This is a genomic window from Mesorhizobium jarvisii (genome assembly GCF_003601985.1).
Classification (GTDB): domain Bacteria; phylum Pseudomonadota; class Alphaproteobacteria; order Rhizobiales; family Rhizobiaceae; genus Mesorhizobium; species Mesorhizobium jarvisii.
In genome coordinates, this window is record NZ_QZXA01000001.1 from 330,282 (window position 1) to 342,406 (window position 12,125).

The 12,125-nt window shown below is 62.3% G+C and carries 14 protein-coding genes; 11 read left to right on the forward strand and 3 right to left on the reverse strand.

From position 1 onward, the window contains the following. Nucleotides 1-4: 4 nt before the first annotated feature. Genes D3242_RS01685 through D3242_RS01695 form a run of 3 tightly spaced genes read right to left on the reverse strand, consistent with a single transcriptional unit; the run spans nucleotide 5 to nucleotide 2,738 of the window. Nucleotides 5-970: a PDR/VanB family oxidoreductase gene (locus D3242_RS01685; RefSeq protein ID WP_064983210.1), complete on the reverse strand. Its 966-nt coding sequence runs from the start codon at nucleotides 968-970 to the stop codon at nucleotides 5-7. After that, complete coding sequence (locus D3242_RS01690) at nucleotides 967-1,563, reverse strand: dimethylamine monooxygenase subunit DmmA family protein (protein ID WP_064983211.1); 597 nt, start codon at nucleotides 1,561-1,563, stop codon at nucleotides 967-969. Before D3242_RS01690 ends, D3242_RS01685 begins: the two co-directional genes overlap by 4 nt. Before the next feature lie 41 nt (nucleotides 1,564-1,604). Beyond that, nucleotides 1,605-2,738, reverse strand: a complete 1,134-nt coding sequence (locus tag D3242_RS01695; protein WP_064983213.1) for an aminomethyl transferase family protein — start codon at nucleotides 2,736-2,738, stop codon at nucleotides 1,605-1,607. Nucleotides 2,739-3,025: 287 nt separating this feature from the next. Between D3242_RS01695 and D3242_RS01700 the strand changes: the two genes are divergently transcribed. The 11 genes from D3242_RS01700 to D3242_RS01750 all read left to right on the forward strand — a co-directional run bounded on the left by D3242_RS01700 (nucleotide 3,026) and on the right by D3242_RS01750 (nucleotide 12,110). Next, a complete protein-coding gene (locus tag D3242_RS01700) occupies nucleotides 3,026-3,313 on the forward strand; it encodes a hypothetical protein (protein WP_027046594.1) in 288 nt (95 codons plus the stop codon). A 12-nt stretch (nucleotides 3,314-3,325) separates the two neighbouring features. Next, nucleotides 3,326-3,703, forward strand: coding sequence for a hypothetical protein (locus tag D3242_RS01705; RefSeq protein WP_019856864.1), 378 nt, complete (start codon nucleotides 3,326-3,328; stop codon nucleotides 3,701-3,703). 32 nt (nucleotides 3,704-3,735) lie between these two features. Next, nucleotides 3,736-3,897 (forward strand): hypothetical protein, encoded by a 162-nt coding sequence (locus tag D3242_RS01710; protein WP_019856863.1) that lies wholly within the window; start codon nucleotides 3,736-3,738, stop codon nucleotides 3,895-3,897. A gap of 13 nt (nucleotides 3,898-3,910) precedes the next feature. Then, nucleotides 3,911-5,308 carry an APC family permease gene (locus D3242_RS01715; RefSeq protein ID WP_019856862.1) on the forward strand — a complete coding sequence of 466 codons (1,398 nt, stop codon included), beginning with the start codon at nucleotides 3,911-3,913 and terminating at the stop codon, nucleotides 5,306-5,308. 44 nt (nucleotides 5,309-5,352) lie between these two features. Next, nucleotides 5,353-6,042, forward strand: a complete 690-nt coding sequence (locus D3242_RS01720) for a hypothetical protein (RefSeq protein WP_064983215.1) — start codon at nucleotides 5,353-5,355, stop codon at nucleotides 6,040-6,042. Beyond that, nucleotides 6,039-6,368: a hypothetical protein gene (locus D3242_RS01725; protein WP_019856860.1), complete on the forward strand. Its 330-nt coding sequence runs from the start codon at nucleotides 6,039-6,041 to the stop codon at nucleotides 6,366-6,368. The genes D3242_RS01720 and D3242_RS01725 overlap by 4 nt, the downstream gene beginning before the upstream one ends. Nucleotides 6,369-6,453: 85 nt before the next feature. Beyond that, nucleotides 6,454-7,350: a class II glutamine amidotransferase gene (locus D3242_RS01730; RefSeq protein ID WP_019856859.1), complete on the forward strand. Its 897-nt coding sequence runs from the start codon at nucleotides 6,454-6,456 to the stop codon at nucleotides 7,348-7,350. A gap of 4 nt (nucleotides 7,351-7,354) precedes the next feature. Next, a complete protein-coding gene (locus tag D3242_RS01735; RefSeq protein WP_019856858.1) occupies nucleotides 7,355-8,086 on the forward strand; it encodes a GltB/FmdC/FwdC-like GXGXG domain-containing protein in 732 nt (243 codons plus the stop codon). A 6-nt stretch (nucleotides 8,087-8,092) separates the two neighbouring features. Then, entirely contained in the window at nucleotides 8,093-9,421 is a 1,329-nt protein-coding gene (locus D3242_RS01740; RefSeq protein WP_019856857.1) for an FMN-binding glutamate synthase family protein, read from the forward strand. A gap of 34 nt (nucleotides 9,422-9,455) precedes the next feature. Continuing rightward, entirely contained in the window at nucleotides 9,456-10,763 is a 1,308-nt protein-coding gene (gene glnT / locus D3242_RS01745; protein WP_019856856.1) for a type III glutamate--ammonia ligase, read from the forward strand. 93 nt (nucleotides 10,764-10,856) lie between these two features. After that, nucleotides 10,857-12,110, forward strand: a complete 1,254-nt coding sequence (locus tag D3242_RS01750; protein ID WP_038645276.1) for a sarcosine oxidase subunit beta family protein — start codon at nucleotides 10,857-10,859, stop codon at nucleotides 12,108-12,110. The last annotated feature ends 15 nt before the right edge of the window (nucleotides 12,111-12,125 follow it).

Here is a 12,125-nt window from a genome sequence, read left to right on the forward strand (position 1 = left end):
CCTCCTATCTTTCCAGCACCAGCGACCGGCCCTCGAAGCGCGACACGCATGGCATGATCTTGCAGCCCGAGCGGTGGTCTTCCTCGCTCAGCCAGTGGTCGTTGTGGATGAACTTGCCATCGTAAGAGATGACATTGGTTTCGCATTGGCCGCAGACGCCGCCTCGGCAGAGATAGGGCGGATCGACACCGGCGGCCTCGATCGCTTCCAGCAGGCTCTGCTGTTCATCAACGCGGATCGTCTTGCCGCTGACCGCCAACGTGACGTCGAAAGGCAGGCCGGGCTGGGGTGCCGCGAAATGCTCGAAATGCACGGCTTCCGATGGCCAGCCCAAGGCGGCCGCGCGGTCGCGCACCCAGTTGATCATGCCAGCGGGGCCGCAGACATAGAGATGCGTGCCGAGCGGCTGCGTCGACAGCAGCCGGTCGAGATCGATGCGCTCGTCACGGTCGTCATGGTAGAGCCGGATGCGCCTGTCGTAGCGCTCCCGCAGCACGTCGGCATAAGTGCCCAGAGAGGCGGTCCGGCAGGTGTAGTGCAGTTCGAAATTGCCGCCCTCGCCCGCCAGTTGCGCTGTCTGCGCCATGAAGGGCGTGATGCCGATACCGCCGGCCAGCATCAAGTGCTTCTTCGCCCTGAGATCGAGCGAAAACAAATTGACGGGATAGCTTATCACCATCTCCAGGCCCGGCTTGACGGACCGGTGCATGAACAGCGAGCCGCCGCGGCCGACATCGTCGCGGCGCACCGAGATCGTGTATTCGCGCGTGTCGAGCGGCGAACCCATCAGCGAATAGGGATTGAGCCTCGTGCGATCGCCATCGCGCATCTCCACCACGACATGCGCACCGCCGGAAAAGGTCGGCAACAGCTCGCCGTCGCGGCGACGGAAATGGAAGCAGGTGACCAGTTCGTTGACCGGGACGACATCGCTGACGACGACATCGAGCTTGGTGGTGCCGGTGCTCATGGGAAGGCCTCCTCGATTGGAGGGATCTCCGAGCGATCCTCGGCGTTGATGCAGACACCCTGGAAAGCGGCGAGGCGCCGCGAATAGTGATCGCGCACCAGAAGCAGCAGGCCGCAATGCGAACAGGCTGCTGGCTGTGTCGTGACGTTCTCGGTGATGCCCTTGCAGTGAACGCACTGCATGCGCCTGGCCAGCGAGCCGCGATGCTCGGTCTGGATGGAGGTGTGGTCGATACCGGCTTCGAGCGCCACCTGCATGGCCTGGCCGATCAATCCCTCGGTGCCGGCGAGGTAGAGGCGCAGGCCCATATGCGCATTGCCCAGCGTCTGCTTCAGCCTCGGCAGCAGGCTGGCAAAGGATGGCGCGAGATGAAACTGCGCCGGCTTCAGCGCTTTGAGGGTGGCGACGTGTTTGTTGTCCGGACCCGGGATAAAGTCGATTTCGGCGCCATCGAAAAACCCGGCGGGCGCTTTTGCGGCCATATCTGAAATAGCGAGCGCACCTTCGGCATCGGCGATGAAAAGATGATGTTTGCCGGGCTGCGGAGAGAGCGTTCCGTAGACCGGCCGGCTGATGATGCTTTTGGCTGCCATTTAAGTCTTCGTGCCTCGAACCTCTCGCTGTTGAGTATGCCTCAGCCTTTCGCCGTGCGCTTGGTCTTCTTGGGATCGTCGAACGGCAATGGCTGCGCCGTCGCTTTGATCGATCCGCTCTTGTTGCGGATTTCGAGCTCGGTGTCCGTGACCGCGCAGTCGACGTCGAGACGGGCGATGCCCATCGATTTCTTGACCAGCGGCGAATACATGGCGCAGGTCACCACGCCGACCTTTTTGCCGTCGCGATAGACCGGCGCGCCCTCGTCGGCCGGCTCCTTGCCGTCGAGCAGCACGCCAAAAATCTTGAAACGCTCCTTGCCCTTCAGGCGGTAATGTTCATCGGCCCCACGGAAGCCGGTCTTGCCGGGGCTGACGGTGAAGTCGAGGCCGAGTTCCCACAGCGTGTCGCCAGGACTTTCATTCTCGAACGGATATTTTTGCGAATTGTCGTAGGGATAGAACAGCAGGTAGCTTTCGACGCGCAGCATGTCGAGCGTGGTGAAGCGGCAGGGAATGATGCCGACGCTCTTGCCCTCGTCGAGGATCCTGTCCCAGATCGTGCCAGCATCCTGGCCGCGGCAGAAGATTTCGTAGCCGCGCTCGCCGGTATAGCCGGTGCGCGAGATCATGACGGGGAAACCGAACAGCTGCGTCTGCATGTGATGGAAATAGTTGAGGTCGCGAATCCCCGGCACATGCTTGGCGAGATAGTCGACCGCGGTCGGCCCCTGCAGCGACAGATCGTGCAGATTGTCGTCGAAGCGCAGCGAGACATCGCGGCCCATCGCGGCGCGCTGCAATTCCTCATGGCCGGTGCCCGAGCCATGCACGACCATCCAGCTGTTCGGGCCGGTGCGGTAGAGGATGCAGTCGTCGGTGAATTTTCCCGCCTCGTTGAGCATGCAGGCATAGGCCGATTTGCCGGGATAGATCTTTTCGACGTCGCGGGTGGTTGCGAGATCGATGAGATGCGAGGCGTGCGGCCCTGTGATGTGCACCTTCTTCAGGCCCGACACATCCATCAGCCCGGCCTTGGTGCGGATGGCGATGTACTCTTCGTCAGCATCCTTGTCGTAGGTCCAGGCGGTGCCCATGCCGCTCCAGTCTTCGAGCTTCGAACCCAGCGCGCGATGGCGATCCGCCAGGGTCGAAAATCTCCAGGATGCCGTCATCCGATCGTCCTCCGTTCAAAAATCCACTGTTCCCCGCTCCTTGGCTTGGAGGCCGGAGCTTTGGGTTGAATATTGACCGCAAACACGGGAGGGCCGCAATCCCCTGAAAGCAAATAATTTCATTGTCAGGCAAAATTCATCACCCCAAGCAAACGGTTAACTCAGCGTAAATTCGTCTTGACAATTGCGGTAAACGGCCTGAATTTATGAAAAAAATTTCACTCTCTTGAAAGAGAGCGATGCGCGGTGGATTCGGAACCGGGGCGTCGAAAAAAGGGGACAAACCGATGTCAGACCTGCAGCAGCGCATCGAGGTGCTGTACCGTTCCGATTTGCGCGGATCCGCGCTGCTGATCATCTGCCTGTGGGCGACGATCCTCTTCGTCCTGTTCATGACGTGGCCATACATCCCGCACGCCGGCATCAAGGCCGTCGTCGCGATCGCCGCTGCCGCCGTGCTGATCTTCAACACGGCCGCGATCCTGGCGATGGTCAAACACTACAAGGAAGACAAGGACTTCATCTACGGCCTCGACATCAAGAACGCCGACGCATCCCGCAACCGCCAGTCCTGAGGGGTACAAGAAATGTCGCGCTATACGCCGCCGGAGCAGAGCAAGGCCGGCCAGGTTTTCGATATCGTCGTCGTTGTGGTCGCCATCTTCGTGGCGTTGTGGCTGCCGCTGAAGCTCGGCCTTGCCGGAGCCGCCAAATCCATCGACGCGCTCGATGCCAAGACCTGGGAAGCGCTTGGCCAGAACCCGACCATGGCCGCCATCTGGGAGAAGCTCGGCTACACGCCCGAGACGGCGCATGACGTCATCCAGAACCGGTTCCACTATGTCATCGACTGGCCGACGCTGATCATCATGGCGGCGGTGCTGATCGGTTATTTCGTCTTCCTGTTCCGAGCCTCCGACCGCGAATATCGCGACGTCATCAACGAAAAATTCGACGACAAGTAAGAGTTCCGAAGACAAGCAATCGGGGACGCACCATGTGGATTTCACTCTCTTACGCATGCTGGGGCATCTCGATCGTGCTCGCGCTGTGGATGCTCTACGACTGGTTCAAGGTCGACACGACCTATTCCGAAGACGTTCTGACCTCGTCACGCGAAGGCGAGCTTGAAGCCGTTTCCGAGAAACACCGGATTTGAGTGGGGACGAACAATGACGACGACCGTACTTGAACCGGCAATTCACGGCGACAGGGTTTCACTGCTGCGGGTGCTCGGCCCGGCCCATGTCTGGGCACTCGGCGTCGGCATCGTTCTGGTCGGTGAATTCACCGGCTGGAATTTTTCGGCCGACAAGGGCGGCGCGCTCGCCGCGCTGATCGTCTGCTGGATCGTCGGGCTGCTCTATACCTCGGTCGCCATGATCGATTCCGAGGTAACGTCGACGGTCGCCGCGGCCGGCGGCCAATACGCGCAGGCCAAGCATATTGTCGGGCCGCTGATGGCCTTCAACGTCGCGCTGTTCCTGGTCTTCGCCTACACGATGCTCGAAGTCTCGGACGCGATCCTGCTGGGCGACACCATCGTCGCCAAGGCCGGCGTCGAAGGGCTCACGCACAATTCCTTCATCGCCGCCACCATCGTCGTGCTGGCCTGGCTCAACTATCGCGGCGTGCTGATGACGCTCAACGTCAACTTCGTCATCACCGCAATTGCCTATGTCTCGATCGTCATCCTGTTCTTCTCGGTCAGCCCGTGGACGCAAGGCGCGGTGCTGAAGCTCAACGAGTTGGTGACGCCGGGCAATGCGCTGCCCTATGGCTGGATCGGCGTCATCGCCGCCTTCCAGTTCGGCATCTGGTATTATCTCGGCATCGAAGGCACCACGCAGGCGGCCGAGGAAGTGCGTTCGCCGGCCCGCTCGCTGCCCTACGGCACGATGGCCGGCATGATCACGCTTTTGATCGCCGCCGCCATGACCTGGTATGTCTGCGCCTCGCTGATGCCCTGGGAATATCTCGGCATCACCTATTATCCCTTGTGGGACGCCGGCAAGCTGACCGGCAGCCCGCTGCTGGAAAACCTCTTGTTCATCGCAACGCTGCTGGCGGCGCTGGCCTCCGCCAATGGCTGCATCAACGATGCAGCGCGCGCATGGTTCTCGCTCGGCCGCGACCGCTATCTGCCGAGCTGGTTCTCGGCGGTGCATCCGAAATACCGCACGCCCTACCGCTCGATCCTGTTCCTGCTGCCGATCGCGCTTGCCTTCGCCTTCATTGCCGACCTCAACCAGGCGATCACCTTCTCGATCCTGTCGGGCGTGCTGCAATACACCTTCATGAGCATCAACATCATGATGTTCCGCAAGAAGTGGCCGCTCGGCACGATCCGCCGTGGCTACACGCACCCGTTCCATCCGCTGCCGGCGATCGTGCTGTTCTGCCTTTGCGTGGTGACCTTCTTCGCCATCTTCCTCGGTTTCGGCTCGCAGCTGATCGCGATGACCATCTTCTATTTCCTGATCTCGCTGTGGTTCCATTTCTACCGCTACAAATTCGTGCGGCGCGGCGACCAGTTCACCATGCCGTGGCCGAAACCGCAGGGCTATTGATGGGAGACGGCCCGCCCCGATCCTTGGCGGGCCAGACATGACAAATGTCCGAAGTGACATCAGCACTGCTCGCCGGGGTCATTGTCCTGGCTCTCGTCCTCCATCTTGCGTGGCTGGCGCGGCGCAGCCGCAACAGGGCATTGGCGGCACTCGCCGCCGAGGAGGCCAGCATACGCACCATTGTCGCCGACGCCGCTGATGTTTTGGACGGCACCGCCGGTGTCGTCACCTGGGAAGGCTCGTGGAACGGCCAGCGCGTCCAGTTGCGCACCATCGTCGACACGCTGGCGACACGAAAACTCCCGGCGCGCTGGCTCAGCGTTTCGATCACCGAAAAGGTAGCCGTGCCAGCGACGTTCGACATGATGATGCGGCCGGGCTCGCCGACGACCTTCTCCAATTTCGATCACCTCCAGCATACGCTGCCGAAGGCGCCGGGATTTCCGGCCGAGGCGGTGCTGCGGACCGACCGCCGCGGCACGCGTTTCCCGCAAGGCATCATCGCCGAACATCTGGAACCCTTTTCGGAAGGGCGCGCCAAGGAACTGCTGATCACGCCAAACGGCGTGCGCATCGTGTGGCTGCTGGCCGAGGCCGAACGGGCGCGCTACGGCGTTTTCCGGCAGGCCGCGTTCGGTGAGGCACAGATCGATCCAGCGCTGATCGAGCGGCTGCTCACCTCGCTCTCGGCACTGCGCGACGCCATCAACCAAAGCGAACGGCAAGCCGCATGACCAGTTTGAATACGCAGCCGGCACCGGTGAGCCCTTATCTCGTCCTCGGCGCGTCAATCGTGCTGCCGGCAAGCGGCCATGTCATTCTGGGCGTGCCGGTGCGCGGGCTGCAGTTCCTTTTCTTCATGGTGATCCTGGCTTGGGTGACCGCCAAGATCGCGCCGCCCGACGCCAGCTTCATCGGCCGTCACGCCGGCGGCTTGCTGATCTATGCGCTATCCATCTTGGACGCCTACAAGCTCGCCCGTATCCGCCATGCCCAATGGGTTCACAATGCCGCGCAGGGCAGTGATAATTCGCAAAGCGGCATTGCGCCACATACGTAACTACAGGAAAATTTTTTTCATATGATTGAATTTGCGGGACTCATCCGATACATCATCTTCTAGCTACAAACGCCGGGAGGCTGACATGTGTGGAATTGTCGGACTGTTTTTAAAGGACAAGTCGCTGGAGCCGAAGCTCGGCGCGATGCTGTCGGAGATGCTGGTATCGCTCAGCGACCGCGGGCCCGACAGCGCAGGCATCGCCATCTATGGCGCGCCTTCCAGCAATGAGGCCAAGATCACCATCCAGTCGGCGAAGCCCGCGCGCGATTTTCGCGACCTCGATACCGAGCTTGCCAAGGCCATCGGTGCGCCCGTGAGCATTGCGGTGAAGTCGACCCATGCCGTTGTCAGGACCGCGCCTGCCAAGATCGACGAAGCGCGCGAGGCGATCCAGGCGCTGCGCCCCGACATCCGCATCATGGGCGCCGGCGACGTCGTCGAGATCTACAAGGAAGTCGGACTGCCGGAGGCGGTTGTCGATCGCTTCGACGTCCGCAAGATGAGCGGCACGCATGGTATCGGCCACACCCGCATGGCGACGGAATCCGCGGTGACGACGATGGGCGCGCATCCCTTCTCGACCGGCGCCGACCAGTGCCTGGTGCACAATGGCTCGCTCTCCAACCACAACAATGTCCGCCGCGAGCTGATCCGTGAGGGCATGAAATTCGAGACCGAGAACGATACCGAGGTCGCGGCCGCCTATCTCTCCTCGCAGATGGCGCATGGCAAGAACCTCGGCGAAGCGCTGGAAGGCACGCTTTCGGACCTCGACGGCTTCTTCACCTTCGTCGTCGGCACCAAGAACGGTTTTGGCGTGGTGCGCGACCCGATCGCCTGCAAGCCCGCCGTCATGGCCGAAACCGACCAGTATGTCGCCTTCGGCTCGGAATATCGCGCGCTGACCAAACTGCCCGGCATAGACAATGCGAGGGTCTGGGAACCGGAACCCGCAACCGTCTATTTCTGGGAGCATTGAGTTCATGCCGGCAACCAAACTTTCAAAGGCGGCGTCGCACGACCAGGCCTCCCGGATCTTCGATCTCGATGTGTCGTCGCTGCGCGAGCTTAACCAGGCGCTGCACAATCTGACGCCCGGTTCCAACGAAACGGCGTGGGAAGTGCTGCATCCAAAGGGCAGCCATTCGGTCGCCGTCGGCGTCGACCAGCCCGTCACCATCGATGTGCGCGGCAGCGTCGGCTATTACTGCGGCGGTATGAATTCAGGCAGCACGATCACCGTGCACGGCTCGGCCGGACCCGGCGTCGGCGAGAATATGATGTCGGGCTCGATCATCGTGAAAGGCGACGCCAGCCAATATGCCGGCGCCACCGGCAAGGGCGGCCTGCTGGTCATCGAGGGCAATGCCTCGTCGCGCTGCGGCATCTCGATGAAAGGCATCGATATCGTCGTGCACGGTAATATCGGCCACATGTCGGCCTTCATGGCGCAGTCCGGCAATCTGGTGGTGCTGGGTGATGCCGGCGATGCGCTGGGCGACTCCATCTACGAGGCGCGGCTGTTCGTGCGCGGCAAGGTCGACAGCCTCGGCGCCGACTGCATCGCCAAGGAGATGCGGGCCGAACACCTGGAACTGCTTCAGGGGCTGCTCGACCGCGCCGGCGTCACCGGCGTCAAGCCATCGGAGTTCAAGCGCTACGGCTCGGCGCGCACCCTCTACAATTTCAATATCGACAACGCCGACGCGTATTGAGGCAGCATGACCTATCGCAACCCGCCGACGACGCCGCGCAAATCCGCGACCTTCGACGACTACACGCTTTCCGAAATCCGTCGCGCCGCGGCGACCGGCATCTATGACATCCGGGGCGCCGGCGCCAAGCGCAAGCTGCCGCATTTCGACGACCTGCTGTTCCTCGGCGCCTCAATCTCGCGCTATCCGCTCGAAGGTTATCGCGAGCGCTGCGACACATCAGTCGTGCTCGGCTCGCGCCATGCCAAGAAGCCGATCGAGTTGAAGATACCGATCACCATTGCCGGCATGAGCTTTGGTTCGCTCTCCGGCCCGGCCAAGGAAGCGCTCGGACGCGGCGCGACCCTGGCGGGCACCTCGACCACCACGGGAGACGGCGGCATGACCGAGGAAGAGCGCGGCCATTCCAAGCAACTGGTCTATCAATATCTGCCGTCACGCTATGGCATGAATTTGCGCGACCTGCGCCGTGCCGATGCGATCGAGGTGGTTGTCGGCCAGGGCGCCAAGCCCGGCGGCGGCGGCATGCTGCTCGGCCAGAAGATTTCCGACCGCGTCGCAGAAATGCGCACCCTGCCCAAGGGCATCGACCAGCGCTCGGCCTCGCGCCATCCCGACTGGACCGGCCCGGACGATCTCGAGATCAAGATCCTCGAACTGCGCGAAATCACCGACTGGGAGAAGCCGATCTACGTCAAGGTCGGCGGCGCCCGCCCCTATTACGATACCGCGCTTGCGGTGAAGGCCGGCGCCGATGTCGTCGTCGTCGACGGCATGCAGGGCGGCACGGCGGCAACGCAGGAAGTGTTCATCGAGAATGTCGGCCAGCCGACGCTCGCCTGCATAAGGCCCGCGGTGCAGGCGCTACAGGATCTCGGCATGCACCGCAAGGTGCAGCTGATCGTCTCCGGCGGCATCCGCAACGGCGCCGATGTCGCCAAGGCGCTTGCACTCGGCGTCGATGCGGTCTCGATCGGCACGGCTGCTCTCGTCGCGCTCGGCGACAACGATCCCCGCTGGGAGGCGGAGTATAACGAGCTCGGCACCACGGCCGGCGCCTATGATGACTGGCATGAAGGCCGCGATCCCGCCGGCATCACCACACAGGACCCGGAGCTGATGAAGCGGGTCGATCCGATCGCTGCTGGACGGCGGCTCGCCAACTATCTCAAGGTGATGACGCTTGAGGCGCAGACGATTGCGCGGGCCTGCGGCAAGAACAGCCTGCACAATCTCGAACCCGAGGATCTCGTCGCCCTGACGATCGAGGCAGCCGCCATGGCCGGCGTGCCGCTCGCCGGCACCAACTGGATACCGGGGAAGAACGGCTTCTAAAACAGCATCCAAATACCATAAGCGAGGAACTATAATGGGGAACGATCTCGCCGCTTTCGCCAAAAAGAACGGCGTCAAATATTTCATGATTTCATACACCGACCTGTTCGGTGGCCAGCGCGCCAAGCTGGTGCCGGCGCAGGCGATATCAGACATGCAGAAGGATGGCGCCGGCTTTGCCGGCTTCGCCACCTGGCTCGACCTGACGCCGGCGCATCCCGACATGCTCGCGGTGCCGGATCCGGACTCGGTCATCCAGTTGCCATGGAAAAAGGAAGTGGCCTGGGTCGCCGCCAACTGCATCATGGACGACAAGGAGGTCGACCAGACGCCGCGCAACACATTGCGGCGGCTGATCGCGGAGGCGGCCGGCGACGGCATGCATGTCAAGACCGGCGTCGAGGCCGAGTTCTTCCTTATCTCGCCGGACGGCAGCGTTATATCAGACCAATACGACACGGCCTCGAAGCCCTGCTACGACCAGCAGGCGGTGATGCGCCGCTACGACGTCATCGCCGAGATCTGCGACCACATGCTGGAACTCGGCTGGGGCCCCTACCAGAACGACCATGAGGACGCCAACGGCCAGTTCGAGATGAACTGGGCCTTCGACGACGTGCTCGCCACCGCCGACAAGCACTCCTTCTTCAAATTCATGGTCAAGTCGGTGGCCGAGAAGCACGGCCTGCGGGCCACCTTCATGCCGAAACCCTTCCAGGGCCTGACCGGCAATGGCTGCCATGCCCACATCTCGGTGTGGGACAAGGCGGGCAAGACCAATGTCTTCGCCGACAATTCGATGGAGCTCGGCCTATCGGCCAAGGGCAAGCACTTCCTCGGCGGCATCATGAAGCATGCCTCCGCACTCGCCGCGATCACCAACCCGACGGTCAATTCCTACAAGCGCATCAATGCCCCGCGCACGATTTCCGGCGCGACCTGGGCGCCGAACACGGTGACGTGGACCGGCAACAACCGCACCCACATGGTGCGCGTGCCGGGCCCCGGCCGCTTCGAGCTGCGCCTGCCCGATGGTGCGGCAAACCCCTATCTCTTGCAGGCCGTGATCATTGCCGCCGGCCTCGACGGCATCCGCTCCAAGGCCGATCCCGGCAAGCGCTACGACATCGACATGTACCAGCACGGCCACACGGTGAAGGGCGCGCCGAAACTGCCACTCAACCTGCTCGACGCACTGCGCGAGTTCGACAAGGACAAATCACTCAAGGCGGCGCTGGGTGAGGAATTCTCGTCGGCATACCTAAAGCTGAAGCACCAGGAATGGAATTCCTATGCTTCGCACTTCACGCAATGGGAGCGCGACCACACGCTGGATATCTAGGCGCATCGGACCGAAAAGTGTCACACGGTTTTCGGGCAAATCCGATGCGTCAAGAAAATTCCCTGCCGGTGCGAGCGACCTCGGAATGAACTGATGAAATACTCGATCTTCTCGCTCGCCCGCGCCGCCTTGTCCGGCCACAAGAACTGGCAGCGCACCTGGCGCGACGCCACGCCGAAAGATCGCTACGACGTGGTGATCATCGGCGGTGGCGGCCATGGCCTGGCCACCGCCTGGTTCCTGGCCAGCGAGTACGGCATCAGGAATGTCGCGGTGCTGGAAAAAGGCTGGATCGGCTCCGGCAATGCCGGCCGCAACACCACAATCATCCGCTCCAATTACGGCCTGCCCGGCAATACCGGCTTCTACGAATTGTCGATGAAGCTGTGGGAGCGGATGGAGCAAGACCTCAACTACAATGCGATGGTCAGCCAGCGCGGCGTCATCAACCTCTACCATTCCGACGCGCAGCGCGACGCCTATGCGCGGCGAGGCAACACCATGCGCATTAACGGCATCGACGCCGAACTGCTCGACCTCGCGGCGGTCAAGAAGATGATGCCGTTCCTGAACTTCGACAATGCGCGTTTCCCCGTGCAAGGCGGGCTGTTGCAGCGGCGCGGCGGCACGGCGCGGCACGATGCCGTGGTCTGGGGCTATGCCCATGCGGCGAGCGAGCTCGGCGTCGACATCATCCAGAATTGCGAGGTGACCGGCTTTGTCAGGGATGCCAACGGCAAGGTGAGCGGCGTGGAAACCTCGCGCGGCAGGATCGGCGCCGGCAAGGTCGGCATGGCGGTCGCCGGCTCCTCGTCGCGCGTCGCTGATATGGCGGGCCTGCGCCTGCCGATCGAAAGCCACGTGCTGCAGGCCTTCGTCTCCGAGGCGATCAAGCCGCTGATCCCCAACGTCATGACCTTCGGCGCCGGCCATTTCTATGTCAGCCAGTCGGATAAGGGCGGCCTTGTCTTCGGCGGCGACATTGACGGCTACAATTCCTACGCCCAGCGCGGCAATCTGCCTGTGATGGAGGATGTCTGCGAGGGCGGCATGGCGCTGATGCCGATGATCGGGCGCGTGCGGCTTTTGCGCCAATGGGGCGGCATCATGGACATGTCGATGGACGGCTCGCCGATCATCGACAAGACGCCAGTTGAAGGCCTCTATCTCAACGCCGGCTGGTGCTATGGCGGCTTCAAGGCGACGCCCGGCTCAGGCTTCGTCTTTGCCCATCTTCTGGCCCGCGACACGCCGCATGAAGAGGCTGCACGATTCCGCCTCGACCGGTTCCGGACTGGCGCCATGATCGACGAAAAGGGCCAGGGCGCCCAACCGAACCTGCACTGAGGACGGCCGGAAAAT

Coding starts and splice junctions, on each gene's coding strand:
- D3242_RS01685 (WP_064983210.1), bottom strand. CDS start 970: ATGAGCACCGGCACCACCAAGCTCGATGTCGTCGTCAGCGATGTCGTC.
- D3242_RS01690 (WP_064983211.1), bottom strand. CDS start 1,563: ATGGCAGCCAAAAGCATCATCAGCCGGCCGGTCTACGGAACGCTCTCT.
- D3242_RS01695 (WP_064983213.1), bottom strand. CDS start 2,738: ATGACGGCATCCTGGAGATTTTCGACCCTGGCGGATCGCCATCGCGCG.
- D3242_RS01700 (WP_027046594.1), top strand. CDS start 3,026: ATGTCAGACCTGCAGCAGCGCATCGAGGTGCTGTACCGTTCCGATTTG.
- D3242_RS01705 (WP_019856864.1), top strand. CDS start 3,326: ATGTCGCGCTATACGCCGCCGGAGCAGAGCAAGGCCGGCCAGGTTTTC.
- D3242_RS01710 (WP_019856863.1), top strand. CDS start 3,736: ATGTGGATTTCACTCTCTTACGCATGCTGGGGCATCTCGATCGTGCTC.
- D3242_RS01715 (WP_019856862.1), top strand. CDS start 3,911: ATGACGACGACCGTACTTGAACCGGCAATTCACGGCGACAGGGTTTCA.
- D3242_RS01720 (WP_064983215.1), top strand. CDS start 5,353: ATGTCCGAAGTGACATCAGCACTGCTCGCCGGGGTCATTGTCCTGGCT.
- D3242_RS01725 (WP_019856860.1), top strand. CDS start 6,039: ATGACCAGTTTGAATACGCAGCCGGCACCGGTGAGCCCTTATCTCGTC.
- D3242_RS01730 (WP_019856859.1), top strand. CDS start 6,454: ATGTGTGGAATTGTCGGACTGTTTTTAAAGGACAAGTCGCTGGAGCCG.
- D3242_RS01735 (WP_019856858.1), top strand. CDS start 7,355: ATGCCGGCAACCAAACTTTCAAAGGCGGCGTCGCACGACCAGGCCTCC.
- D3242_RS01740 (WP_019856857.1), top strand. CDS start 8,093: ATGACCTATCGCAACCCGCCGACGACGCCGCGCAAATCCGCGACCTTC.
- glnT (WP_019856856.1), top strand. CDS start 9,456: ATGGGGAACGATCTCGCCGCTTTCGCCAAAAAGAACGGCGTCAAATAT.
- D3242_RS01750 (WP_038645276.1), top strand. CDS start 10,857: ATGAAATACTCGATCTTCTCGCTCGCCCGCGCCGCCTTGTCCGGCCAC.